The organism is Bacillus sp. GC_Bacil_1 (assembly GCF_026540675.1).
GTDB classification, from domain to species: Bacteria; Bacillota; Bacilli; order Bacillales; family Bacillaceae_G; genus Bacillus_A; species Bacillus_A cereus.
The window spans coordinates 154,247-178,347 of sequence record NZ_JALNUG010000010.1 but is presented as its reverse complement, the minus strand read 5'-3'; the positions used below and the strand labels follow the sequence as shown (position 1 = coordinate 178,347).

The following is a 24,101-nucleotide window of genomic DNA, read 5'->3' as shown; positions in this document are numbered from 1 at the left end:
GGAGGTGGTTTTCTATTAAGCCGAAGCTTTCTTCATTCTCTCAAGTAAACTAGATAACACATGCGTACGATACGATTCTAGTTTTTTACCTTCATAGGTACGGATACCTAATTTTTTAAGTTCTTTTACATACCAACCTTTGCTTCCGAAATACATGTGATCGCTCCCCTTCAACTTTGTTTTTATTTGTTCTGATTGCATATGGAGGTACAGGTAATATAATGAAGGAAATGAATTTCGCGCGAAAATGGTTAACTTTGTTGCAAAAGACATATATACTAAAGATAGTATACAACGAGGTGGACAAGACGTGATTATAGAGAAGCACGAAATTCAAATTGACCAAATTACTAGCGGTAAAGTGAATATCTTTACTTTCTATAGAAATAGAAAGCAAATTGATGATCATTTTTTACGATTGCAAGAACCATCGCTTACAGCAAACTACTTCTTCCATTTTCATTTTGATGCAGAGAGCTTGCATCTACTGCAGGAAGAGTTTCCAGGCGTATATCCGTACGACGGTAGTGAAACGATTCACGACTGGACGGAAAAGATGAAAGCTGAATTGCAACATCAGATCCAAACAGGTAAATGGAATAAACGCGTACGTATTGGTAATCGCATTCTAGATGTGGTGTTTACGTGGTGTGACGAAGATATAGTAGAGTGAAAAAGAAGCGGATGACGCTTCTTTTTTTTAGCGCTGGAATAAAACGAGCTTACCTGCAGTAGATGTACAGCGATGTGTTTTTTCATACAATCCTTTTTCTTGTAAAATAGATTCACCTTTTGCTTTTGCTTCTTTTTCAGTTGCCGCCTCGAATGATTCGTCTAATGCTTTTGAACCATCTTTTTCAAAGACTGTTAGAACGTATACTCCCATGAAAATTCCCTCCAATAATTAAAATCAGAATCTTATAATTATTTTGACATAAAACACTACAATATGCAAAGAAATATATGACATTGCGTGGTAAAATAGAATGAAACTTTAATCATCGAGAATATTTTCATTCTCGATGATGATTAGTTTTCAGCGATGTTAATTTTAATAAAATGAAACTTTTGAAAGATAGAAAGGATCGTTATTTGTGAAACAAGTAAAGTTTATACATGCGGCTGATTTGCATTTGGATAGTCCGTTTAAAGGAATGGAGATGAATGTTGCGCAGTCTGTTTGGGAGAGAATGAAGCAAAGTACGTTTGAATCATTTGAGCGTATTGTTGATAAAGCGATTCAAGAGCGCGTTGATTTCGTATTACTAGCTGGGGATTTGTATGATGCGGAGACGAGAAGTTTGAGGGCGCAAGTGTTTGTGCGTGAGCAAATGAAGAGACTTTCGCAGTACGATATCCCTGTTTTTATTATTCACGGTAACCATGATCATTTAGGAGGAAGCTGGGCAGCGATTGAGTTTCCGGAAAATGTTCATGTGTTTACGGAGCCTTACGTAGAAGAGAAATCATTTTATAAAAATGGTGAGCTATTAGCTTCTATTTATGGGTTTAGTTATTTGCAGCAAGCGGTAACGGATAATATGACAGCGCAGTATACGAAAATGAGTGATGCGCCTTTTCATATTGGCATGCTTCACGGAAGTGTGGAAGGAGATGCAGAGCATAATCGCTATGCACCGTTTCAAATTCGTGAGTTGAAAGAAAAACAGTTTGATTATTGGGCTCTTGGCCATATACATAAACGTGAAATTTTATCAGAAGAGCCATACATTATTTATCCAGGGAACATACAAGGTCGTCATCGTAAGGAAACAGGTGAGAAGGGTGCGTACCTTATTGAACTTACGAAACAAGGAACGCATTGCTCATTTTTCCATACGGCAGATGTTGTATGGGATGAGATCGAAGTTTGTATTGATGGACTTGAAACTGTTGATGAACTTATGACGAGCATGTCAACTGCGATGAATGAGTGCCGAAGAGAAGAGGAAGGGACGCTTTTAACTGTCGTATTCACAGGGCAGGGCCCACTTTCTTCTTATTTGCGTGACGAAAAGCGTGTGGAAGAGATTTTTCACATTTTAGCATCTGGCGAAGAGCGAAAAGATTTCGTATATGCAATGAAGTGGAAAAATGAGACGGTTTCTTTTGCAGAAATCGAACGTTTGAAAGCGGAAAATCATTTCGTCGGTAGTCTGCTAAAGGAGCTAGAAGCTTTCACAAATATGGACGGCGTGTTGCGCACCATTTGGACATCTCCTGTAGCGCGTAATAGTATTGAATCTTTTACAGAAGACGAGAAGAAAGAGATTCAAAAGGAAGCAGAAAATATTATTTTAGAGCAATTATTCCAGCAAGAGAGGGATAAAAAATGAGAATTGAAAAACTCCATATTTATGGGTACGGAAAATTAGAAAATGTGGAAATGGATCTTTCCTTGCTGACGGTGCTATACGGTGAAAATGAAGCGGGGAAATCGACAATTCGCTCGTTTATGAAAAGTATTCTGTTCGGTTTTCCGACGAGAGGACAGCGCCGTTATGAGCCGAAAGAAGGCGGGAAGTATGGCGGTGCGATGACTGTACAAACAGAGCAGTACGGCCGTTTGAAAATTGAACGATTGCCAAAGACGGCAGCTGGCGAGGTGACCGTTTATTTTGAAGACGGGAAAACGGGCGGCGAGGAAATTTTAAACGATATATTAAGCGGGATGAATGAAAGTTTATTTGAATCGGTCTTTTCATTTGATATGCATGGTCTTCAAAATATTCATCAGCTCGGCGAAGCGGATATTGGCAATTATTTATTTTCAGCAAGTGCAGTCGGAAGCGATGCGCTATTACAGTTAGATAAAAAGCTAGAAAAAGAAATGGATCAGCGTTTTAAACCGAGTGGGCGTAAACCGGAAATTAACGTGTCACTGCAAGAGATGAAGAAGCTTGAAGAGAAGATGAAAGAGTGGCAAGGAAAAATTGGCACGTATGAAAAACAAGTGGAGCAGTTAAAAGAAAGTGAAGAGAAGCTTGCTTCTGTTCGCGGAGAGAAAGAGAGTGCAGAAAGGCGAAAGCAAGATTATGAAATATTAGCAGCGCTTGAGCCCCTCGTTATTGAAAAGCGTGCGCATGAGAAAGTGTTAGAAAATGAGAGCAGGCAGTTTCCTGTAAACGGAATGGCGCGCTATGAAGCGATTAAGGCGAAGATGGAGCCGCTTCAGTTACAAGTTGATTCGCTCCATAAGAAAATCGAGACAGTGCAATCGGAAATTGCCTCGATTCAAATAGATGAAGAGTTTTTACGAAAAGAAAGTTATGTAGAAGAACTTCGTATGCAGCATTTGTCTTATGAAAATGCGTGCCAAGAAATGCGTGATATGACAGGAAGTATTACGAATATAAAAGAAGAAATTGCAGAACTAGAACAACAAATTGGTGCTACTTTTGAAAAGGAAGCGGTTCTTGCGTTTGACATGAGTTTGGCAACGAAAGAATTAATTACGCAAACCGTGCAAAAGGCACGTGAATTAGAAACGCAAAAAGCACAGCTTGATGATCGTTTTAAAGTAGCGCAAGAGCAATTAGAAGAACAAGAAGAAAATATAAGACAGATTCAGAAACAAATGTTAGTTGATGAAGAGCGAAATACGTTAGTTGAGAAAGAGAAATCGTTCCAAGACGCGGCGTTTATCGGTATGGATGCAGAGAGAATGAAGCGCAAGTATGAGGAAAAAGCAGGAGCGGCTATGCAAAAGAAAAAGCAGTGGCAAAGAATTTGTCTTCTGTTACTTCTTATTAACACGCTTGTTTTATTCACGAGTTTATTTATTGATAACCGCCCGCTCTTATTTATTAGTGTTATTGTTTTTGTAGGGATTGTCCTTGCTCTTGTTTTATATAAAGATCCATCAAGCGGATTACAAGAAGAGCTTCTTACTCTTCGGCAAAGTGCTGGCGGGAGACAAAGTGAAGAAGCGCTGTCTGTGCGCTATCAGTTAGAAAAGGATGAAGAAATTCGTAAGCTATTTGAGCGTGAGTCTTATAAATTGCAGCAAATGGAGCGAGCTTATGATAAAGTCGTTTCATCGTATGAGGAATGGGAGAGAGAAACGTTCCAGGCGGGAGAACAAGTAGATGCATATAAAACGCGCTATATGTTCCCAGAATTTTATACGTATGCACACATATTGCCAGCGTTTGAGCGTATTGAAAAAATGCAGCAATTATATCGGGAGTTAGAAAAACAAGGCACGCGAAAATCTTCATTATATGAAATGATTTCGCATTTTGAACAGAAACTAGAAGCTGTTATCGGTAGTGCGGAGTATAGTAAGCTACACGGGGTACAAAGTCGTATGCAAAATGAGAAAGAGAAGCGCCAAACTTGTAAGCAGTTAAAAGAAAAACTGGCGGAATGGCAAGAAGAATATGAGTTTATGCAAGAACAATTGAAACAACTGTTAGTAGAACGAAATGCATTATGGAATATTGCAGAGACTACAGATGAAGAGATGTTTTTAGAAGCGGGTAAACTGGCGGAAAAACGTGAAGATGCTGAGAAACAAGTAGTGCGTTTATTACCGCAAATTGATCTGTTAGAACAGCGTTTAAAGAGTTTATCATTAGCTGAACATTACGAAGCTGACGGTTATGAAGAGAAATTAAAGAGAGAAATTACAGTCGTACAAAACTGTCTGGCGCAAGAGAAAGAACTGACAGAGCGCATCGCGAAACATCGTATGGAAATTGCGAATTTAGAAGAAGGTAGTACGTACGGAGATTTAATGCATGAATGGGAAATGAAAAAAGCGCAATTGCGTGAACAAGTGAAGAAATGGGCTGCTTATGCGGCCGCAAAAACGGTGTTAACGAAAACGAAGCAATATTATCATGAAGTGCATCTGCCTCGTATTTTACAAAAATCAGAAGAGTATTTCGTCTATTTAACGGGCGGACGCTATAGTAAAATCTTTTCACCGTCAGAGGCGGAGCCGTTCATTGTTGAACGTAACGACGGTATACGTTTTTACAGTCATGAACTAAGCCAAGCGACAGCGGAGCAGTTATATTTATCGCTGAGATTTGCACTTGCGAAAACATTTGAACATGATTACCCATTTATTATTGATGATAGTTTCGTGCACTTTGATGCGGTAAGGACGGATCGAACGATTGAACTAATAAAGGAAATCGCAAAAGATAGACAAGTCATCTTCTTTACATGTCATGCGCATTTACTCGCGTATTTTACAGAAAAACAGATTGTAAAATTAACACATAAGCGTAAAGAAAATGAGTTGTGATATGCTATACTAAAAGTAACTGATTTGGTGGAGGAATTCGAATGAAAAAGAAAATTGCAGAATATGAAGTTGGTGAACAAGTCGATGTTTTCTTGTTAATTAAAACAGCGACAAAAGGTCTAGCAAGTAATGGAAAGCCATTTTTAACAGTAATCTTACAAGATCCAAGTGGAGATATTGAAGCGAAGCTATGGGACGTATCACCAGAAGTTGAGAAACAATATGTAGCAGAAACAATCGTTAAAGTAGCTGGTGATATTTTAAACTACAAAGGACGTATTCAATTACGTGTGAAACAAATCCGTGTTGCGAATGAAAATGAAGTAACAGACATCTCGGATTTCGTAGAAAAAGCACCAGTGAAAAAAGAAGATATGGTTGAGAAAATTACACAATACATATTTGAAATGAGAAATCCGAACATTCAACGTCTAACAAGACATTTGTTAAATAAGCATCAAAACGAATTTTTAGAATATCCAGCAGCGACAAAGAACCATCACGAGTTCGTATCTGGACTAGCTTATCACGTCGTATCGATGCTAGATTTAGCGAAAGCTATTTCAAATCTATACCCATCATTAGATAAAGACTTACTATATGCAGGCGTTATTTTACATGACCTTGGTAAAGTAATTGAACTATCTGGCCCGATTTCTACAACGTATACGTTAGAAGGAAATTTACTAGGCCACATTTCTATCATGGTGAACGAAATCGGTAAAGCAGCAGACGAATTGCAAATCGATGCAGAAGAAGTATTAATTCTTCAACACATCGTCCTTTCTCATCACGGAAAAGCGGAATGGGGTAGCCCAAAACCACCATTAGTAAAAGAAGCAGAAATTCTGCATTACATCGATAACTTAGATGCAAAAATGAACATGATGGACCGCGCATTAGGACGCACAAAACCAGGCGAATACACAGAGCGTGTCTTCGCACTTGATAATCGTTCGTTCTATAAACCGACGTTCCATAATTAATAGTGTGAATAAAGTGGCCTTATTAAGTTTTAAAAGCTTAGTGAGGCTGTTTTCTTTATTAAAAATTAAATGAAATAGTTAAGAAGTACGCATGGGGTTAACGAAGAACGATTAAAACATATCTCACCACTAGAATGGGAGCATATCAACTTTAATATGGCAGATACTTAGAATCGCTTCAGCCTGTATAACAGGCCTAAAAATAAGAGTTGAAACTTGTTTAGCATCTATTTTTGTTAAAAGGTGGGAGAATTGTGCTATGATGTGGGCAAATATAAAACTATCTAAAGGAGGGATTTACATGCCGCATATTGTGTTTCGTGGAATTACTACTGAACAATTAAAACACATAAGCAAGCCATTAGTAGAAGAGCTCGCAGAGATTTGTGAGTGTGGTACGGATAATTTTACGTTGGAACTACCAAGTTCTACGTATGTATTCAATGGAGAAGAAATAGAAGCGTTTCCTCTTATTGAAGTGAAATGGTTCGAGCGTGGACAGGAAATTCGTAATCGATTTGCCAAGGCCATTACTACATATGTAATGGATTTTGGACTTCCAGAAGTAGAGGTTGTATTTACGGTTTTCACAGAATCAGCGTATTATATTAACGGGAAGCATTGTGCAAGTTAGAGCTATTATAAATGTTTTTGTAACATTTATCCCGCATTAACGGGCAGTAAGACCCCCACCTCAAAATTCAGCGGAAGCAAAGAAGTTAGGTGGGGGATCAACTGTCCGTAAAAGCCCGATTGGTTCAACTAATAATCAGTGGGGGATGAACAAAACCCCCACTGATTAAAGTTTCACTTTATAAGGGATAGAACCACATCGCTATCAAGCTAACTAGACAAAATATCCTCTAAAAAGAAAAAGGCGTTATTCTTTCTGAGAAATCATAGGAAAGGATAACGCCTTTATATCAATTTTAATATAATCGATTCACTTCTTTATAAAAAGTTTGGTTATTTTATTGAAGCTTATTCCACAAACACACCCGTTTGTTCACTTTTTTACTGTTTGAAAGCCATACTTTTTATATTGATTCATTTATTGGAAAAACCGAAAGTTTTAAACTCTCTCTATTACATATTTATTTTTGGAAAAATAGCCTAACTCCAAATACTAATAATACTGTGCCAGTAATACCCTCTATTGTACGGTTCACCTTTTCTTTTCTTAAAAAAGTTCTTAATTGACGTATTAGAGAGATATAAAGTAAATACCATATTGCTGTCAAAGTCGTAAATGTGAATCCCAACAAAAGAAATTGGAAGAAATGACTTTGATTACTCACAATAAATTGGGGTAGAAAACTAAGGAAAAATACAGCCGTTTTTGGGTTTAAGATTGCCGTGGTAAATCCTTGTCTAAAACTTTTAACCGTTCCAATATCCTTAGAGTTTATTTCCACTGAACCTGACATATCTTCTTTTTTAGAAAAGGCACTTTTAATTGACTTTACAGCTAAATAAATTAAATAAAATGCCCCAGCATATTTTATTAATGTAAATAGCATAGCAAATTTCATTAAGATAGCAGAGAGTCCTAGTGTAGCCATTATTGTATGAATCATCATTCCAGATACCGTTCCTAAGACGGTCTTTATCCCACCATTTCTACCATGAGAGATAGTGTTTTTTGTAACTAAAGCAAAACCGGGACCAGGCATCATTATAATAAGGAGTGCTGTAAGGATAAATAGCATATGATTTTCCATGTTCTGGTATTTCCTTTCTGATTTTTAGTTTCGCTTATAGTATAGCTTTTTTCCTTAAAACATTAAATATAAAAAGTGTGATCAGGATAGTATCATAAACTTTCAAGGAGTTGTAATTGAATTATAGAGGGCTTCACTTGAATAATGTTCTTCTGTAAATGAGCGTTTTAATAGAATGTCAATTACGTAAATAATCAGATTTTACACCCTAAATGTTATTTAACAAAAAAATCTCGAATTCGAGATTTTTCTCTTGCTTTTCAATCACTTGAGGTGTAAAGTGATAGTAACGAAAGCGATTGAGTCATATGAAAAACATACACTCAGTTGTTTTCGATTAAAAAACAAAGTAACTTATACAGTAAAAACTAAGATGAATTTACAAAAACATAATTAAGAATAAATTGAAAAGCTAAAAACCATATTAGTTGTGGGAAATGTTATTTTTTTAGTTATCACTTGACTAGTAAAACGAAACGGAGGAATAACCAATGTATGAAATTAAAGGGCATCATCACATTTCAATGGTTACGAAAAATGCAAATGAAAATAATCACTTTTATAAAAACGTGCTTGGCTTACGTCGTGTGAAAATGACAGTAAACCAAGATGATCCGTCAATGTACCACCTATTTTATGGGGATAAAACAGGAAGTCCAGGTACGGAATTATCATTTTTTGAAATTCCTTTAGTAGGAAGAACATATCGTGGTACAAATGCAATTACTCGAATTGGATTGCTCGTTCCTTCAGAGGATAGCTTACATTACTGGAAAGAACGATTTGAGAAATTTGATGTGAAACATAGTGAAATAACAACATATGCAAATCGTCCTGCTTTGCAATTTGAGGATGCTGAAGGTCTTCGCTTAGTATTACTCGTTTCAAACGGAGAAAAAGTAGAGCACTGGGAAACTTGGGAGAAATCAGAAGTTCCTGCAGAGCATCAAATTCAAGGAATGGGTTCTGTGGAAATGACAGTTCGTAGACTTGATAAAATGTCGAGTACACTTACAGAGATGTTTGGTTATACAGAGGTTAGCCGAAATGATCAAGAAGCAATTTTCCAGTCCATTAAAGGAGAGGCTTTTGGAGAAATCGTTGTGAAATATTTAGATGGTCCTACTGAAAAACCGGGCCGCGGTAGCATTCACCATTTAGCAATTCGCGTGAAAAACGATGCAGAGCTTGCTTATTGGGAAGAACAGGTGAAACAAAGAGGCTTCCATTCTTCAGGAATCATCGACCGTTTCTACTTTAAAAGCTTATATTTCCGTGAATCAAACGGAATCCTTTTTGAAATTGCGACAGATGGACCAGGATTTACAGTTGATGGAGATGTGGAACATTTAGGAGAAAAACTTGATTTACCACCGTTCTTAGAAGATCAGCGTGCAGAGATTGAAGCGAATTTAGCACCTATTGAAGAGAAGTAATAGGAGAGAAAATATAAATTAAAAAACATTGGAGGAATATAAAATGAACCAATTAAAAGGAATTCACCACGTTACAGCGATTACAAGTAGTGCAGAAAAGAACTATGAGTTTTTCACTCACGTTTTAGGAATGCGTTTAGTTAAGAAAACAGTAAACCAAGATGATATTCAAACGTACCATTTATTCTTTGCAGATGATAAAGGTAGTGCAGGAACAGATATGACATTCTTTGATTTCCCAGGTGTTCCGAAAGGTGTACACGGTACAAATGAAATTTCAAAAACTTCATTCCGTGTTCCGACTGATGCAGCATTAGAGTATTGGGTGAAACGCTTTGACCGTTTGGAAGTAGAACATACAGGAATTAAAGAGCAATTTGGTAAGAAAACTCTATCTTTCATTGATTTTGATGACCAACAATATCAATTAATCTCTGATGAATTAGATAAAGGGATCGAATCAGGTACACCTTGGCAAAACGGGCCAGTACCATTAGAATACGCAATTACTGGTTTAGGACCTGTATTCATTCGTATCGCGAACTTTAGCTTCTTTAAAGAAGTGTTAGAAAAAGTTTTATTATTTAAAGAGATTGCGCAAGAAGGAGAATTCTATTTATTTGAAGTGAACGAAGGTGGAAACGGTGCCTCTGTCATCGTAGAACATAATACAGTTCTTCCTGAAGCACAACAAGGTTTTGGTACAGTGCACCATGCGGCATTCCGCGTAGAAGATCGCGCTGTATTAGAAGAATGGATTGAGAGAATCAGTAGCGTAGGACTTCCTTCATCTGGATATGTAAACCGTCACTTCTTCGAATCATTATATGCAAGAGTTGCACCACAAATTTTATTTGAATTTGCAACAGATGGCCCAGGATTTATGGGAGATGAGCCATACGAAACACTTGGTGAAAAATTATCTTTACCTCCATTCCTAGAGCCAAAACGTGAAGAAATTGAAAAATTAGTTCGTCCAATTGATACAGTGAGAAGTACGAAGGAATTTATTAAAGAGTAAAAATAGAGATAGTAAGTAGGAGAGCAAGTAGTTTTAGCGGAGTGCTGGAACTGCTTGCTTTTTTATTTATCCTAGTAAGTTTTCTGACAATTGTTTCTCAAGTTATTAAAAAGGAAAACTTTGGTATAATTAATCAAAATATTAAATTTTCTGATAATTATTTTTCAATGCATAGAAAAGGAGTGGTAATATACAATTTTGATAATTGTATAAAAATACTAATTTTGTAAGTTTGAGAAAAGGAGATGCGAGTGTATGGGAGCAGATGTAGTAACGCGGGAGCAAATGAAACATTCTTTAGACGATTGGTATCGTGTAATGTTACAGCAAAACATAGAGAAGGCCACGGAAATGAAAGAGGAGATTGAAAGTAAGATTAGTGGGTTGGACGTGGATCAGGATGTATTGCTTTATCATGGGTTGTTGAATTTTAGATATGATGCATTAGTTGATTGGATTTCAGTTAGAGAAGATAGTTTTGATAAAGTGGAATCTTTCGAAATTCCAACAGAAGGTGTTCTAGCTTATTACTATCACTTTTTTAAAGGGTTTCATTGCACATTAATTTCAAATTATAATGAAGCGAAAGAACAGTATGAGCAAGCTGAGAAGTTATTGAAATATATTGCCGATCCGATAGAACATGCGGAATTTAATTATCGGATGGGGAATTTCTATTATCAAAAATATGACCAAGTTCATGCAATAGATTACTTGAATAGGGCAAAAGCAGCATTTTTACAATATCCAGGCTATGAAATAAAAGTAGGATTATGTGAAAATGCTTTTGGACTATGTTGTGTAGACATAGATCACTATGAATTAGCGGAAGAAAACTTTAATTCTGCTATGGAAGTATTGCAAAAAGCAGATCGAAAAAAATATATGCTAATGGTTCGGCATAATTTAGCTTGGCTTTATGCTAGTCAAAATCTTTCAGAATTAGCGATTCGTCATATATCTGAGGTGACCAAAAATTACCCAGAACACTTTAAAGCCTTGTTTGTAGAAGCACATGAACATTACAAATTAGGACAATATAATTTAGCGAATCCAATTGTTGAAAAAGGTTTAAATATTTGTGTTGATTTAGGAGAAAAAGAATTTCAACATCGGTTTAAAATTTTGAAAGAACTCAATGGAAAATCTTCAGTATCAATTATTGAAGATGTAATTTTAGAAGGACTTTCTTATTTTGAGAGAGAAAGATTATGGGATTGTATTCAAGAATACACTGAAATTTTAGCACTGAAATTTTATGAATTTGATGATCATGTTAAGGCAAGTAAATATTTTTATATGAATAATAAGGCTCAAAAAAATATATTGGAAAAGGGAGCGTTAAAATAATGAAGAAATTTCGTTTGGCTATTGTTGGGACTGCATTAGTAGGGGTATTATCAATTGGGTTCAATAGTTCTTTTACAAATCAAGCTGTAAATATAGGAGACACAGGAGGAGCACCAGCAAGACCAGACTACGTTAATATAGGAGACACAGGAGGGGCACCAGCAAGACCAGACTACGTTAACATTGGAGACACAGGAGGAGCACCAGCAGATAATAGAGGCGACGGCGGAGTAAGCCAACTATAATAACAAAGAAAGGGACTTCAACATGAAGTCCCTTTTTCTATTTTCAGGTCATGTAGAGAAAAGAATTGACTTACTTTAAATATGTAACTATAATGGTTACAGAATAACCATTAGTAACAGAAATGAGTTATATTTTTTTAGTATAATTGTAACTGTTTTAGTTACAATTAAAAAGAGAACATAAAATAACCAAAAAATGTAAAAACTTTAAATAACAACAAGAGGAAGGAGACGGGAACTTTGAAACGGTTTAAGTTTTATTTGATTAGCGGTATTGTGCTTGTTTTGCTTATCGTATGTAACTTCGTTGATAAGCCGATTGCGAAGGTTGAAGAAGTGAAAGATACTGTTATGATGAAGCTGAATACGAAAGAGAGTATGGCGCAAATTGATGGGCAGACGATTTATTTTAAGCAAATTGGTGAGGGAAAACCGCCGTTACTCATGTTGCATGGGTTTGGTGGTTCTTCTGATGGGTTTAGTGATATTTATCCGGAACTAGCGCGAGACCATACGATTATTGCGGTTGATATTTTAGGGTTTGGGCGTTCTTCTAAGCCAGTTGATTTTCAGTATTCGTTTCCTGCGCAAGTGAATTTATATTATAAGTTAATGAAGAAGCTCGGATACGATCAGTTTGCGGTGCTTGGCCATTCGATGGGCGGAGAGATGTCCCTCAATTTAGCGTATTTATATCCGGATGCAGTAACGCATCTCATCTTGGCGGATGCTACAGGGATAGAGTCTTTCCAGCAAAAAGAAAGTTATGAAGTACCACCGCTATCGACGGACTTACAAACTGTAACCGAGATTACGAAGTATAATAAAAATGAAGTGAAAAATAGTCGTGATGATAAAGAGCATTATGATCAGCTTACGAAAATGAGAGAGCGCCGCATCGCGATGGAAGCCGATAAGATTAAGGTGCCGACTTTAATTATATGGGGACGACACGATAAGAGCGTTTCTTGGAAAAATGGTGAACTGTATCATGGGCTATTTGCAAATAGTACGTTTCATATTATTGAAAAAGGATACCACGCACCGTTTCGTCAGGAACCAATTGAGTTTATGGAATATGTACAAGCATTTTTTGCGAAGCATCCACAATAAAATTTTAGGTATAAATCCACTTCTTTCCTCATAGAGTGAAACTAATAAGGCTTGTCTAAGGAAAGGAATGAAGTGATTTGGAAACTTTACCATGGTGGGTGTATCTTGTAATTGTCGGGATTGTACTAAGTGGCTACATGGTTTTATATACTTCGAAAAAAGAGCAAGATATGGATAATGAGTTTATTGAAAAAGAAGGCGAAGTATATATGAAGCGTTTAGAAGAAGAGCGTGAGAAACGTAATCAGGAAAGTGATAAAGATTCGGTATTGCTTTAATAGAAATTTTGAAAGGTTACCACCTAGTAGGATTTTACATCTCGGTGGTAGCTTTTTTTCTTCTGCGGGAGCAGTATATGTTCATCAAGCTAAGGTTATATTAGTTTAATTTTACATGTATAAGAGAGTCATCATAAACTTTTATTGATGGTATTTATATATTTTTTTACTCATAAGAATGGAACTAGTGGGGATTTTACTGGGGGGGATTAACAATGCATAGGGATGAAACTTCATTACATCCGGATACAGGTGTTACATCTGTAATGTTTGTTGAGCGTTCATTAAATGAAATTCGTTTTTGGTCTAGAATCATGAAGGAGCATTCTTTTTTTCTTCGTTTAGGATTTAGGTGCGAGGATACTCAACTAATCGAAGAGGCGAATCAATTTTATCGATTGTTTGAACATATTGAACAAATAGCGCATTCCTATACAAATGAAACAGATCCTGAGCAAATAAAAAGATTTAATGCAGAAGTACAACAAGCCGCAACTAATATTTGGGGATTTAAACGGAAAATTTTAGGGTTAATTCTCACATGTAAATTGCCAGGACAAAATAATTTTCCACTTTTAGTTGACCATACAAGTAGGGAAGCTGATTATTTTAGAAAACGTTTAATACAATTAAATGAAGGTAAATTAGATGCTCTTCCTGATGCTATTATTAAAGAAAATGTTTTCTTTTTACGGATTATGGCAGACCATGCTAAATTTATTGGTCATCTTCTTGATCCATCGGAAAGAAAGCTTGTAGATACAGCGCGGAATTTTAGCAATGATTTTGATGAATTGATGTATCAAGCAATTGACTTAGAATCTATGAAACCACAATCCCAAACAGCCCCTCTTTTAGATCAATTTTTAGATCAAAATCGTGTGTCGGTTGCATCTCTTCGGGATTTTAAGAAAACAGCACGTGATTTAATTGAGCAATGTAAAATAAAGAGCATCATTCATCCATTATTGGCAGACCATGTTTTCCGTGAAGCTGATAGATTTCTTGAAATCATTGATATGTATGATGTTCATCTTACAAATATTCAATCACAACCTAGATATTAGAAGATAAGGAAAGATACTATTTTTTCCTTAAGCTGAGAAGTTAACAATTTATTGTTAGCTTCTTTTCTTTGCTATTAAAATTTCCTTTTAAGGACTACATAAATCCCTTTGACCAAATATGTAATTCTTTGTAAAATGATATATATGGAAAGATTATGAATATACAGGTAATATATGAACGATAGATTTTAATGAATTATTCGGGGGGAATTTATTAGTTAAGTATATTAACTTGTTTGCACTACATTTTACAAATAAAGGGGTATTAGTAATCATGAAAGCAAAGAAATTAGTAAGTTTAGCGTTACCAGTTATGTTATTGAGTGGTTGTATTACAATTGAAACTGATGGTAAGAAAGCTGAAACAAAGAAAGAAGAGACGCAAAAGGTAGAGAAAGAGAATAAGACTTCTGAAAAAGAGAGTAAGTCAACTGATAGCAAGAAAGAGGATAGCTTATCTGTAGCGAAAGGTGAAGGTACAAATAGTAGCTCATCAAGTAGTCAACCAAGTTCTTCTTCAAATAATTCAACTTCTTCAACTGGTAAGGTAACTGGTTCAGATGTTGAAAGGTACAAGGCAGATATCATAAATAGTGCTACTCAAATTGAAAATACAATGAAATTAATTGAAGGAATAGCAGATTCAGACGTAAAATCATACAAACAAAAGAAAAGTGAAGTACAACTGAGTTTAGGTGGAGCAAAGGCAACTGCAACGAAACTGAAGAATCTACAAGCGCCTCCTGAGTTACAGGGAGAACAGGCGAAGATAAAGCAGTCGATGGAACTATATGCGGATTGTTTTCAACTTCTATTTGATGCATTAGATCAAGAAGACGAAAGTAAAATGCATCAATCAGTAAGTAAAGCACAAGAAGGTTCAAAACTGTTTGAAGAAGCAGCGAAGAGTATCGGTAGCAAAACAAACTAAGAGTAAATTACTTTAAGGAGTATGAGGTATGAAAGTGAAGAAACTAATGGCTGCTGTAGTTCCAGTTACATTATTATTAAGTGGTTGTGTTACAGTAAAAGATTCGGCAAGTAAAGAAGCAAAGACAGAAGAAACAAGTAAAGCTAAGTCTTCTGAAACAAAAGAAAAATCAACTAATTCGAAAGAAGAAAGTAAAGATGTTCAAAAGGTTCGAGTTTTAGATGAAGATTATGCACAATATTTATTAGACATTGAACAGGATATGTTAAGACGATTTGATTACTATGATGCATCTGTAAGGGATTTGAGAAACGGAAGTAAATCAAAAGCTGAGGTATTAGATAGTGTTAAAGACATCTATAAAGTATTTGATAAGATAGAGAAGATTTCTGCACCGCCAAAACATAAAGAAGACCAAAAAGAGATTGAAAGAGCTGCAGGTAAACTAAGAGAAACATTCGGTGAAATAGAGAAGTTATTCAACGATAAAGGTTTTAGCTTAGAGACTGATAAGGAAATCTTAAATAAAGCAAATATAAAATTAGAGGAAGCAAAACGTATTTGGAAACCTACATTTGATAAGTTAAGGGCTGAAGTAAAAGGTGATACAACCACGGAAAAATCTACTAGTACAACAAGTAGTTCTACACAGGCAAACCCAACTACTGGCAGTCAGGCTCAAACAGATAAAAGTCAAGCAAAAACTGGGGTATTTGTAGATACAGTTGGTACAAGTGAAGAGTTAGGAATTAGTTATAGCAACATGCAGAAGAACATTAAAGATGGTACTGAGATTATTGGTAATTGGGGTATTGATTACGGCAGTGGCGTAAAAACTACGCTAGTACTAAAAGGTGATAAAACATTTGAGTCTTATGCGAATGGTTCTTATCCGAATAAAGATAACTATTTAACAGGAACATATACGGTGGATGTCCCATCATTCCAGTTATCTTTAAAAGTAACAAAAGCAGTTAAAGACGGTCAAGAAGTAAAGTTAACAAATGATAGTATCATGTATAAATTGCAAAACTATGATGGAAACACATTACAAATTTATCATATGGACGATAATATTCGTATTCGATATGTAAAACAATAAATAATTGGTGAAAAACTCTGTAATAAATTTTACAGGGTTTTTTATTAGTTTTAATTTAATTTCTTCATTATCTTTTCAGACGCTGTCCATACTAGTATAAGTTGAGAAATGAACAAAACGATAATGATAGGCAGTTGATGTAACTCCATAGTAACTGTAACCATCCAAAGCCCTATTCATACACTATGATGGAGGCTTTTTACTTCATAACCGGATGAAAAAGGAGTGTAATCATGAAGAAACGTACTGTTAATGAAGCGGGAGGGAATGTGCCACAACCAATCCGCAGCGACGGAGCAGGTGCGATTGATTCTGGACCTCGTAATGTTATGCGGGATATTCAAAATCCGAATATGCTTGTTCCGCCTATAACGGATGCAGGGTTAGTTCCTAACTTGAAGTTTTCATTCTCGGACACTTCTATGATTTTGAAACAAGGCGGGTGGTCTCGGGAGATTACTGCTCGGGAACTACCGGTTTCGACGACGATTGCGGGAGTAAATATGAGTTTAACGGCCGGTGGAGTACGAGAACTACATTGGCATAAAGAGGCAGAATGGGCGTATATGCTTTTAGGACGGGCGCGCATAACGGCTGTTGATCAAAATGGACGGAATTTTATTGCTGATGTTGGACCAGGTGATCTTTGGTATTTTCCGCCTGGTATTCCGCATTCCATTCAAGGATTGGAACATTGTGAATTTCTACTTGTTTTCGATGATGGACATTTTTCTGATTTATCTACTTTAGCTATTTCTGATTGGTTTGCGCATACGCCAAAAGAAGTGTTGTCGGCTAATTTTGGAGTACCTGAGAGTGCTTTTCATTCTATCCCTTCAGGTCAAGTTTATATTTATCAAGGAGAGGTGCCAGGTTCGCTTGAAAGTCAGGAAGTTCAATCACCGAAAGGGGAAGTTCCTTTAACATTTAAACATGAACTGTTAAAACAAAAGCCAATTAAGACTCCTGGTGGTAGCGTTCGAATTGTAGATTCTACAAATTTCCCTATTTCAAAAACGATCGCAGCAGCGCTCGTTGAGGTTGAGCCTGGTGGAATGAGAGAACTTCATTGGCACCCGAATAATGATGAATGGCAATATTATTTGACAGGAGAAGCGAGAATGACTGTGTTTCTTGGAAATGGTACCGCTCGTACATTTGATTATAGAGCTGGTGATGTCGGATATGTACCGTTTGCGACGGGGCATTATATTCAAAATACAGGTACCGAAACATTATGGTTTTTAGAGATGTTCAGAAGCAATCGTTTTGAAGATGTATCGTTAAATCAATGGATGGCACTGACTCCTAAAGAAATAGTGGAGAGTAATATACATGTTGGCCCGCAAGTAATGGATTCCCTGCGTAAGGAAAAGTGGCCTGTTGTGAAATATCCGGGGTTTTCATATAGTCCGAAAAATGATGAGTAAAAATTGAAAATTTGCGTTATTCTTTCTGGAGACTGATAAGAAGGGATGGCGTATTTTTTATGCCTAATCTAGTCTTAACTAGTATCTGTTCGTTGTATTATTGTTCGGGAAATTATTATAGAAGAAAAATATATGAAATCGACATACTACATAGCTTTATTTTCAGGTGTAACGCACAAGTTGCACAGCTAACGCAACGACAACTCGCTTTACTCTTCATTATGTATTTGTCCATACTAGACGTAGAGAGGTGATAAACACAGTATGATTTTTAGCGAACGTTTAAAAGAAGAACGAGAAAAACGAAATTGGTCGCAACATGATTTGGCTGAAAAAATTCATGTAAGTAGGCAGTCGGTTTCGAAATGGGAGACGGGAAAGAACTATCCGAGCATTGAAATTATTATTCATTTAAGCGATTTATTCAGTATTACGATTGATGAATTGTTAAGGAGTGACGAAGAGTTGACGCAAAAAGTAATTGAAGATAGTAAACAATTAGCATATCCAAAATGGAAGGTGTTTTTCGATAGTCTATTCACGCTTGGAGTATTTTTGTTTCTTATCAAAATCGTTGTATGGATGCTAAATAAGTTTGCAGGAGCAAGTATTACAATTGTAGCAGATGCGCCATATGTAATGAATCTTTTGCCCCTTGCATTCATGATTATAGGTGGTATGGGATCGGATAAGTTGAAGAAAATATATAAATAGAGGAAAGATTTGAAAGAAATCCCCTACACTAGCTGTTCTTTTCACTTAAATTGTGTACTATAAAGGATAGGATGACATAAAGAAGGGGATATAGAGAATGGAATTTCATGAACAGAAGATTTTGCCGGCAGTGAGGCAAATTAAAGATTTGGAAAAGCTATTACATAGTTCGTATGAATATATCGTTATTTTAGATATTCATGTCGGCCAATTGAAGAGTGTTATATCACTTGCGAAGCAATATTGTAAAAAGGTGTTTTTACATGTGGATTTAATTCATGGCTTGCAGAGTGATGGGCATGCGACGGAATATTTATGTCAGGAGTTTAGACCGTACGGGTTACTTTCGACAAAGGCGAGCGTTATTATGAAGGCGAAGCAAAAAGGTGTTGTGGCAATACAACGCATCTTTTTAATCGATTCGAGTGCGATGGAGAAGAGCTGCAATCTTTTAGATAAGACGAAACCGGATTATATTGAGGTGCTTCCAGGAGCAATGACGGATATTATCGCTGAAGTGAAAGAGCGTACTGGTGTACCGATTTTAGCAGGTGGTTTTATTCGTACTGTAGAAGATGTGGAAAGAGCTTTAAACGCTGGTGCGACAGCGATTACGACGTCAAAACGCGAACTATGGAAACATTACCAAAAAAAGTGACGAAAATGTGAAAAAATTCTGTTGACACCGCTTTCATAAGAGGTTAACATTATAGACAAGTTAATAAACGTGACGGAGAAAAGAAGAGATCCACATTTCATTGTTTCTATATAAATTTATATAGAAGCGTGCAAAGCTGTGGGTCTTTTTCTTTTGACAAAAACGAATGGCCATTCATTTTACCTCTATCACATTTGGAAGCGTTTAAATTGATTGTGGAGGGATACTATGTCAGCATTTTTAGGAGAGTTAATAGGGACTGCGTTGTTAATCGTACTTGGTGGCGGCGTTTGTGCTGGTGTAAGTTTAAAGAAATCGTTTGCGAAAGATTCAGGTTGGATTGTTATTACAATGGGCTGGGGCTTAGCAGTAGCGGTTGCAGCGTATGCGGTTGGATCAATTAGTGGGGCACATTTGAATCCAGCTTTAACGATAGGACTAGCATTTAAGGGAGCGTTCCCATGGAGTGACGTACCAGGTTATATCGTAGCACAAATGATTGGGGCAATTATCGGGGCAGTTATCGTATATTTACATTACTTACCACACTGGAAAGAAACAGAAGATCCAGGAACAAAGTTAGGTGTATTTGCAACAGGTCCAGCAATTCCGAACACATTTGCAAACCTTTTAAGTGAAATGATTGGAACATTCGTTTTAGTATTTGGTATATTAGCAATTGGTGCAAATAAATTTGCAGATGGATTAAATCCATTTATCGTAGGTTTCTTAATTGTAAGTATTGGTTTATCATTAGGTGGGACAACAGGATACGCAATTAACCCAGCACGTGATTTAGGTCCGCGTATCGCACACTTCTTCCTTCCGATTGCAGGAAAAGGCGGTTCAAACTGGAAGTATGCATGGATTCCAGTAGTAGGTCCAATTTTAGGTGGATCACTTGCAGGTTTATTCCATCAAGTTGTATTTGAAGGAAAACAAAATTCAGCACTTATTTATGTGATTATCGCAACTGTGATTGTACTAGCAATCTCTTATATGACAAGTAAAAAAAGCGGAAGCAATACAAATAGTAGAAAAGTAGCATAAGGGGGAAACCGATATGAAAAAATATATTCTTTCATTAGACCAAGGAACAACAAGCTCACGTGCAATTTTATTCAATAAAAAAGGTGAAATTGTTCATTCAGCTCAAAAAGAGTTTACACAACATTTTCCAAAGCCGGGCTGGGTAGAGCATAATGCGCAAGAAATTTGGGGATCTATTTTAGCAGTTATCGCAACTTGCTTAAGCGAAGCAGATGTAAAACCAGAACAAATCGCTGGTATCGGTATTACGAACCAACGTGAAACAACGGTTGTATGGGATAAAACAACTAGTAAACCAATTTACAACGCAATCGTATGGCAATCTCGCCAAACAGCTGAAATTTGTGATGAGTTAAAAGAAAAAGGTTATAGCGAAATGGTTCGCGAAAAAACAGGTCTTTTAATTGATGCATACTTCTCTGGAACGAAAGTAAAGTGGATTTTAGATAACGTTGAAGGTGCAAGAGAGAAAGCAGAAAACGGGGATCTATTATTCGGAACAATTGATTCATGGCTTGTATGGAAACTATCTGGTGGTAAAGCACACGTAACAGATTACTCAAACGCATCACGTACGTTAATGTTTAACATTCACGACTTACAGTGGGATGATGAGCTTCTAGACATGTTAACAGTACCAAAGAGTATGCTTCCAGAAGTACGTCCATCATCTGAAATATATGGAGAAACAATTGATTACCACTTCTTCGGTCAAAATGTACCGATTGCAGGTGTAGCTGGTGACCAACAAGCAGCTTTATTTGGACAAGCTTGTTTCGGTGAAGGTATGGCGAAGAACACTTACGGAACTGGTTGCTTTATGTTAATGAACACAGGTGAAAAAGCAGTAGCTTCTGAGCACGGTCTATTAACAACAATTGCATGGGGAATAGATGGTAAAGTGAACTACGCATTAGAAGGAAGTATTTTCGTAGCAGGTTCTGCGATTCAGTGGTTACGTGACGGAATGCGCATGTTTAAAGATGCAAGTGAGAGTGAAGTGTATGCGAGTCGCGTTGAATCAACTGATGGTGTATACGTTGTACCAGCATTCGTTGGACTAGGAACACCTTATTGGGATAGTGAAGTACGCGGCGCTATGTTTGGTGTAACACGCGGTACGACGAAAGAGCATTTCATTCGTGCAACGCTAGAATCTTTAGCTTACCAAACGAAAGATGTATTATGCGCAATGGAAGCAGATTCAGGTATTGAATTGAAAACATTACGCGTTGATGGCGGAGCGGTTAAAAATAACTTCTTAATGAAGTTCCAAAGTGATATTTTAGATGTTCCTGTAGAGCGTCCAGTGATCAACGAAACGACAGCTTTAGGTGCAGCATACTTAGCTGGTCTTGCGGTTGGATATTGGAAAAACCAAGATGAAATTAAATCACAGTGGCATATGGACAAACGCTTTGAACCAACGATGGAAGCGGAAACAAGCGAAGAGCTATATGCTGGATGGAAAAAAGCAATTGAAGCAACAAAAGCTTTCAAATAATCATAAACAGTGTTATAATGGTGACAAGTTAATAATTCGGTAGGAGATTTGGAGAGACCACAACGCGCTATAGAGGCGAAATCTATAGCGGAGTTTGTGGTCTCTTTTTTCGTTATCAAAGGGAGGAATTACCATGAAATTTTCAAGTAAACAACGTAAAGACGTATTAAACGGAGTAAATAAACAAGAGTTAGATGTGATCGTAATTGGTGGAGGTATTACTGGTTCTGGTATTGCATTAGATGGAGCAACACGCGGGTTATCAACAATTGTGTTTGAAATGCAGGACTTTGCAGCAGGTACATCAAGTCGTTCAACGAAGCTTGTACACGGTGGTCTACGTTATTTAAAACAACTTGAAGTGAAAATGGTAGCAGAGGTGGGTAAAGAGCGTGCGATCGTATATGAGAACGGTCCCCATGTAACAACACCAGAGTGGATGTTACTTCCGTTCCATACAGGCGGTACGTTCGGATCATTTAGTACATCAATTGGTCTTCGTGTATACGACTTCTTAGCAGGTGTAAAACGAAGCGAGCGCAGAAAGATGTTTAACCGTGAAGAAACGCTAAACAAAGAGCCTCTTGTAAAAAAAGAAGGATTAAAAGGCGGCGGTTACTACGTAGAATATCGTACAGACGATGCGCGTCTTACAATTGAAGTAATGAAAGAAGCAATTGAGCATGGTGCGAAAGCTGTTAACTACGCAAAAGTAGACAGTTTCTTATATAAAGATGGAAAAGTATGCGGTGTACGTGTAATCGATTTACTAGACGGTGAAGTATATGAAGTTTACGGTAAGAAAATTGTAAACGCAGCTGGTCCTTGGGTAGATACACTTCGTGAAAAAGATAACTCGAAAAAAGGAAAAGTACTTCAGTTATCAAAAGGTGTTCACTTAGTAATTGATCAAAAACGTTTCCCACTCGGGCAAGCAATTTACTTCGATACACCAGATAAACGTATGGTGTTCGCGATTCCTCGCGGAGGAAAAACATACGTAGGTACAACAGATACGTTCTATGATAAAGACGCAGCTGTACCACAAATGACAACAGAAGATCGCACATACATCATTAATGCGATTAACTACATGTTCCCAAGCGTGAAAATTACAGAGAAAGACATTGAATCAAGCTGGGCTGGTGTACGTCCGTTAATTTATGAAGAAGGTAAGAATGCATCTGAAATTTCTCGTAAAGATGAAATTTGGACTTCTGAATCTGGTTTAATTACAATCGCAGGTGGTAAATTAACAGGATACCGTAAAATGGCTGAAATGGTAGTAGATTACGTAACGAACTTACTACAAAAAGAAGGTCATAGCGCATATCCGAAGAGCGATACGAAACATATGCCAATCTCTGGTGGACATGTAGATGGTTCACACGGATTCCCAGCATTTGTTGCGAAAAAAGCAGACGAAGGTACAAAATCTGGTTTAACGAAAGTACAAGCAGAAGAGTTCGCGAAATTCTACGGCTCTAACGTTGATGTACTGTTCGACTTAGCGAAAAAACATAAAGAAGAAGCGAAAGAATACAACATGCCGCTTGAAGTTCTAATCCCACTTGTATACGCAATGGATTACGAAATGACAGCAAAACCAGTTGACTTCTTCGTACGCCGCAGAGGCGCTGTATTCTTCAACATCCACTGGGTATACGAGTGGAAAGAAGCAGTAATCAACTACATGGCTGCGAAACTAGGCTGGAGCAAAGAAGAACAAATGAAATATACAGCTGAACTAGAAAAAGCACTAACAGACGCTGTAATTCCTGTAGATCAACAAGAGCAAGCAGCTGCGTTAGCATAAAATAGAGAACCACCTGAAGGGGAGCCTTTAGGTGGTTTTTGTATGTTATTTATCGGATAAGAAGTGTGAAGAACTTATTGGTTTTGATATTATCAAGCCATCTTTGTATGGTCATGAAATATTAGATTCTTTAAGTGAGTGTTAGGATGAAAGAGGAATCAATTAAATCGGTTCTCTTTTTAATTTAGCGATGAGGGGAACCTTGGCGATAGAAAACTAAGACACAACCTTTATTGCAAACTTAAAAAGCGCCTTGGGAGAGAGGCGCTCTTTAGGTGAATGTATTGTAACGACTATTCGGTTTATTATATGTAAGTGGCTGAGGAATTGTTTTATCAAAAACGTTATTGCCAACCGAATTTTTTTATAAATTTATAAAACTTTTTCATACAGTGCGTCGTCTAATATATGGGAAGGAGGAA

Annotated in this window: 23 protein-coding genes and 1 pseudogene; 21 read left to right on the top strand and 3 right to left on the bottom strand. The window is 36.9% G+C overall.

The window, feature by feature from the left end; all coding sequences use genetic code 11:
• Window positions 1–15: 15 nt before the first annotated feature.
• The gene (locus tag OXT04_RS17080) at window positions 16–156 is read right to left on the bottom strand and encodes a YflJ family protein (protein ID WP_000273536.1); all 141 of its coding nucleotides are present in this window, start codon (window positions 154–156) and stop codon (window positions 16–18) included.
• A gap of 154 nt (window positions 157–310) precedes the next feature.
• Between OXT04_RS17080 and OXT04_RS17075 the strand changes: the two genes are divergently transcribed.
• Entirely contained in the window at window positions 311–673 is a 363-nt protein-coding gene (locus tag OXT04_RS17075) for a hypothetical protein (protein WP_000582776.1), read from the top strand.
• 27 nt (window positions 674–700) lie between these two features.
• On the opposite strand, the gene OXT04_RS17070 is transcribed toward OXT04_RS17075, so the two are convergent.
• Window positions 701–886 (bottom strand): YhzD family protein, encoded by a 186-nt coding sequence (locus OXT04_RS17070; RefSeq protein ID WP_000539552.1) that lies wholly within the window; start codon window positions 884–886, stop codon window positions 701–703.
• Window positions 887–1,094: 208 nt separating this feature from the next.
• Between OXT04_RS17070 and OXT04_RS17065 the strand changes: the two genes are divergently transcribed.
• The 4 genes from OXT04_RS17065 (at window position 1,095) to OXT04_RS17050 (ending at window position 6,877) form a co-directional block, all read left to right on the top strand.
• Window positions 1,095–2,336 carry a metallophosphoesterase family protein gene (locus OXT04_RS17065; RefSeq protein ID WP_267416198.1) on the top strand — a complete coding sequence of 414 codons (1,242 nt, stop codon included), beginning with the start codon at window positions 1,095–1,097 and terminating at the stop codon, window positions 2,334–2,336.
• The gene (locus tag OXT04_RS17060; RefSeq protein WP_097997665.1) at window positions 2,333–5,257 is read left to right on the top strand and encodes an ATP-binding protein; all 2,925 of its coding nucleotides are present in this window, start codon (window positions 2,333–2,335) and stop codon (window positions 5,255–5,257) included. The genes OXT04_RS17065 and OXT04_RS17060 overlap by 4 nt, the downstream gene beginning before the upstream one ends.
• A gap of 41 nt (window positions 5,258–5,298) precedes the next feature.
• Window positions 5,299–6,243, top strand: a complete 945-nt coding sequence (gene yhaM, locus OXT04_RS17055; protein WP_000726652.1) for a 3'-5' exoribonuclease YhaM — start codon at window positions 5,299–5,301, stop codon at window positions 6,241–6,243.
• Between the two features lie 301 nt (window positions 6,244–6,544).
• Window positions 6,545–6,877: a DUF1904 family protein gene (locus tag OXT04_RS17050; RefSeq protein WP_001120260.1), complete on the top strand. Its 333-nt coding sequence runs from the start codon at window positions 6,545–6,547 to the stop codon at window positions 6,875–6,877.
• 460 nt (window positions 6,878–7,337) lie between these two features.
• Here the strand turns inward: OXT04_RS17050 and OXT04_RS17045 are convergent, their stop codons facing one another.
• Window positions 7,338–7,964, bottom strand: a complete 627-nt coding sequence (locus tag OXT04_RS17045) for a LysE family translocator (RefSeq protein WP_267416186.1) — start codon at window positions 7,962–7,964, stop codon at window positions 7,338–7,340.
• 491 nt (window positions 7,965–8,455) lie between these two features.
• Between OXT04_RS17045 and OXT04_RS17040 the strand changes: the two genes are divergently transcribed.
• The 16 genes and pseudogenes from OXT04_RS17040 to OXT04_RS30195 all read left to right on the top strand — a co-directional run.
• Window positions 8,456–9,400, top strand: coding sequence for a ring-cleaving dioxygenase (locus tag OXT04_RS17040; protein ID WP_000272974.1), 945 nt, complete (start codon window positions 8,456–8,458; stop codon window positions 9,398–9,400).
• A 43-nt stretch (window positions 9,401–9,443) separates the two neighbouring features.
• A complete protein-coding gene (locus OXT04_RS17035; RefSeq protein ID WP_001072575.1) occupies window positions 9,444–10,421 on the top strand; it encodes a ring-cleaving dioxygenase in 978 nt (325 codons plus the stop codon).
• Between the two features lie 255 nt (window positions 10,422–10,676).
• The gene (locus OXT04_RS17030; RefSeq protein ID WP_267416180.1) at window positions 10,677–11,771 is read left to right on the top strand and encodes a response regulator aspartate phosphatase; all 1,095 of its coding nucleotides are present in this window, start codon (window positions 10,677–10,679) and stop codon (window positions 11,769–11,771) included.
• Window positions 11,771–12,016, top strand: a complete 246-nt coding sequence (locus tag OXT04_RS17025) for a Phr family secreted Rap phosphatase inhibitor (RefSeq protein WP_000714518.1) — start codon at window positions 11,771–11,773, stop codon at window positions 12,014–12,016. The genes OXT04_RS17030 and OXT04_RS17025 overlap by 1 nt, the downstream gene beginning before the upstream one ends.
• 240 nt (window positions 12,017–12,256) lie before the next feature.
• Window positions 12,257–13,129: an alpha/beta fold hydrolase gene (locus OXT04_RS17020; protein ID WP_000819465.1), complete on the top strand. Its 873-nt coding sequence runs from the start codon at window positions 12,257–12,259 to the stop codon at window positions 13,127–13,129.
• Window positions 13,130–13,206: 77 nt separating this feature from the next.
• Window positions 13,207–13,407 carry a sporulation YhaL family protein gene (locus OXT04_RS17015; RefSeq protein ID WP_000449225.1) on the top strand — a complete coding sequence of 67 codons (201 nt, stop codon included), beginning with the start codon at window positions 13,207–13,209 and terminating at the stop codon, window positions 13,405–13,407.
• A 215-nt stretch (window positions 13,408–13,622) separates the two neighbouring features.
• The gene (locus tag OXT04_RS17010; protein WP_000554479.1) at window positions 13,623–14,474 is read left to right on the top strand and encodes a DUF2935 domain-containing protein; all 852 of its coding nucleotides are present in this window, start codon (window positions 13,623–13,625) and stop codon (window positions 14,472–14,474) included.
• Between the two features lie 274 nt (window positions 14,475–14,748).
• Window positions 14,749–15,405 (top strand): DUF7018 domain-containing (lipo)protein, encoded by a 657-nt coding sequence (locus tag OXT04_RS17005; RefSeq protein WP_267416177.1) that lies wholly within the window; start codon window positions 14,749–14,751, stop codon window positions 15,403–15,405.
• A 28-nt stretch (window positions 15,406–15,433) separates the two neighbouring features.
• Window positions 15,434–16,507 (top strand): DUF3994 domain-containing protein, encoded by a 1,074-nt coding sequence (locus OXT04_RS17000; protein ID WP_267416175.1) that lies wholly within the window; start codon window positions 15,434–15,436, stop codon window positions 16,505–16,507.
• Between the two features lie 233 nt (window positions 16,508–16,740).
• The gene (locus OXT04_RS16995) at window positions 16,741–17,937 is read left to right on the top strand and encodes an oxalate decarboxylase family bicupin (RefSeq protein WP_000747511.1); all 1,197 of its coding nucleotides are present in this window, start codon (window positions 16,741–16,743) and stop codon (window positions 17,935–17,937) included.
• A 264-nt stretch (window positions 17,938–18,201) separates the two neighbouring features.
• Complete coding sequence (locus OXT04_RS16990; RefSeq protein ID WP_016513171.1) at window positions 18,202–18,651, top strand: helix-turn-helix domain-containing protein; 450 nt, start codon at window positions 18,202–18,204, stop codon at window positions 18,649–18,651.
• Between the two features lie 97 nt (window positions 18,652–18,748).
• Entirely contained in the window at window positions 18,749–19,309 is a 561-nt protein-coding gene (gene glpP, locus OXT04_RS16985) for a glycerol uptake operon antiterminator GlpP (protein WP_000394286.1), read from the top strand.
• Window positions 19,310–19,537: 228 nt separating this feature from the next.
• On the top strand, window positions 19,538–20,359 hold the full coding sequence (gene glpF / locus OXT04_RS16980; RefSeq protein WP_001272200.1) for a glycerol uptake facilitator protein GlpF: 822 nt from the start codon (window positions 19,538–19,540) through the stop codon (window positions 20,357–20,359).
• A 13-nt stretch (window positions 20,360–20,372) separates the two neighbouring features.
• On the top strand, window positions 20,373–21,863 hold the full coding sequence (glpK, locus tag OXT04_RS16975; RefSeq protein WP_000760007.1) for a glycerol kinase GlpK: 1,491 nt from the start codon (window positions 20,373–20,375) through the stop codon (window positions 21,861–21,863).
• Between the two features lie 133 nt (window positions 21,864–21,996).
• Window positions 21,997–23,679 (top strand): aerobic glycerol-3-phosphate dehydrogenase, encoded by a 1,683-nt coding sequence (glpD, locus tag OXT04_RS16970; protein WP_000672829.1) that lies wholly within the window; start codon window positions 21,997–21,999, stop codon window positions 23,677–23,679.
• A gap of 40 nt (window positions 23,680–23,719) precedes the next feature.
• Window positions 23,720–23,824: pseudogene (locus OXT04_RS30195) on the top strand (DUF2283 domain-containing protein); the annotation flags it as partial.
• Window positions 23,825–24,101 lie beyond the last annotated feature (277 nt).

Excerpts from the sequence above, each read along its gene's own strand:
- glpD (WP_000672829.1), top strand. The coding sequence starts at position 21,997 with ATGAAATTTTCAAGTAAACAACGTAAAGACGTATTAAACGGAGTAAAT.
- glpF (WP_001272200.1), top strand. The coding sequence starts at position 19,538 with ATGTCAGCATTTTTAGGAGAGTTAATAGGGACTGCGTTGTTAATCGTA.
- OXT04_RS17030 (WP_267416180.1), top strand. The coding sequence starts at position 10,677 with ATGGGAGCAGATGTAGTAACGCGGGAGCAAATGAAACATTCTTTAGAC.
- OXT04_RS17010 (WP_000554479.1), top strand. The coding sequence starts at position 13,623 with ATGCATAGGGATGAAACTTCATTACATCCGGATACAGGTGTTACATCT.
- glpP (WP_000394286.1), top strand. The coding sequence starts at position 18,749 with ATGGAATTTCATGAACAGAAGATTTTGCCGGCAGTGAGGCAAATTAAA.
- OXT04_RS17005 (WP_267416177.1), top strand. The coding sequence starts at position 14,749 with ATGAAAGCAAAGAAATTAGTAAGTTTAGCGTTACCAGTTATGTTATTG.
- OXT04_RS17035 (WP_001072575.1), top strand. The coding sequence starts at position 9,444 with ATGAACCAATTAAAAGGAATTCACCACGTTACAGCGATTACAAGTAGT.
- OXT04_RS17000 (WP_267416175.1), top strand. The coding sequence starts at position 15,434 with ATGAAAGTGAAGAAACTAATGGCTGCTGTAGTTCCAGTTACATTATTA.
- OXT04_RS17080 (WP_000273536.1), bottom strand. The coding sequence starts at position 156 with ATGTATTTCGGAAGCAAAGGTTGGTATGTAAAAGAACTTAAAAAATTA.
- glpK (WP_000760007.1), top strand. The coding sequence starts at position 20,373 with ATGAAAAAATATATTCTTTCATTAGACCAAGGAACAACAAGCTCACGT.
- OXT04_RS16990 (WP_016513171.1), top strand. The coding sequence starts at position 18,202 with ATGATTTTTAGCGAACGTTTAAAAGAAGAACGAGAAAAACGAAATTGG.
- OXT04_RS17050 (WP_001120260.1), top strand. The coding sequence starts at position 6,545 with ATGCCGCATATTGTGTTTCGTGGAATTACTACTGAACAATTAAAACAC.
- OXT04_RS17025 (WP_000714518.1), top strand. The coding sequence starts at position 11,771 with ATGAAGAAATTTCGTTTGGCTATTGTTGGGACTGCATTAGTAGGGGTA.
- OXT04_RS17045 (WP_267416186.1), bottom strand. The coding sequence starts at position 7,964 with ATGGAAAATCATATGCTATTTATCCTTACAGCACTCCTTATTATAATG.
- OXT04_RS17060 (WP_097997665.1), top strand. The coding sequence starts at position 2,333 with ATGAGAATTGAAAAACTCCATATTTATGGGTACGGAAAATTAGAAAAT.
- OXT04_RS17070 (WP_000539552.1), bottom strand. The coding sequence starts at position 886 with ATGGGAGTATACGTTCTAACAGTCTTTGAAAAAGATGGTTCAAAAGCA.
- OXT04_RS17040 (WP_000272974.1), top strand. The coding sequence starts at position 8,456 with ATGTATGAAATTAAAGGGCATCATCACATTTCAATGGTTACGAAAAAT.
- OXT04_RS16995 (WP_000747511.1), top strand. The coding sequence starts at position 16,741 with ATGAAGAAACGTACTGTTAATGAAGCGGGAGGGAATGTGCCACAACCA.
- yhaM (WP_000726652.1), top strand. The coding sequence starts at position 5,299 with ATGAAAAAGAAAATTGCAGAATATGAAGTTGGTGAACAAGTCGATGTT.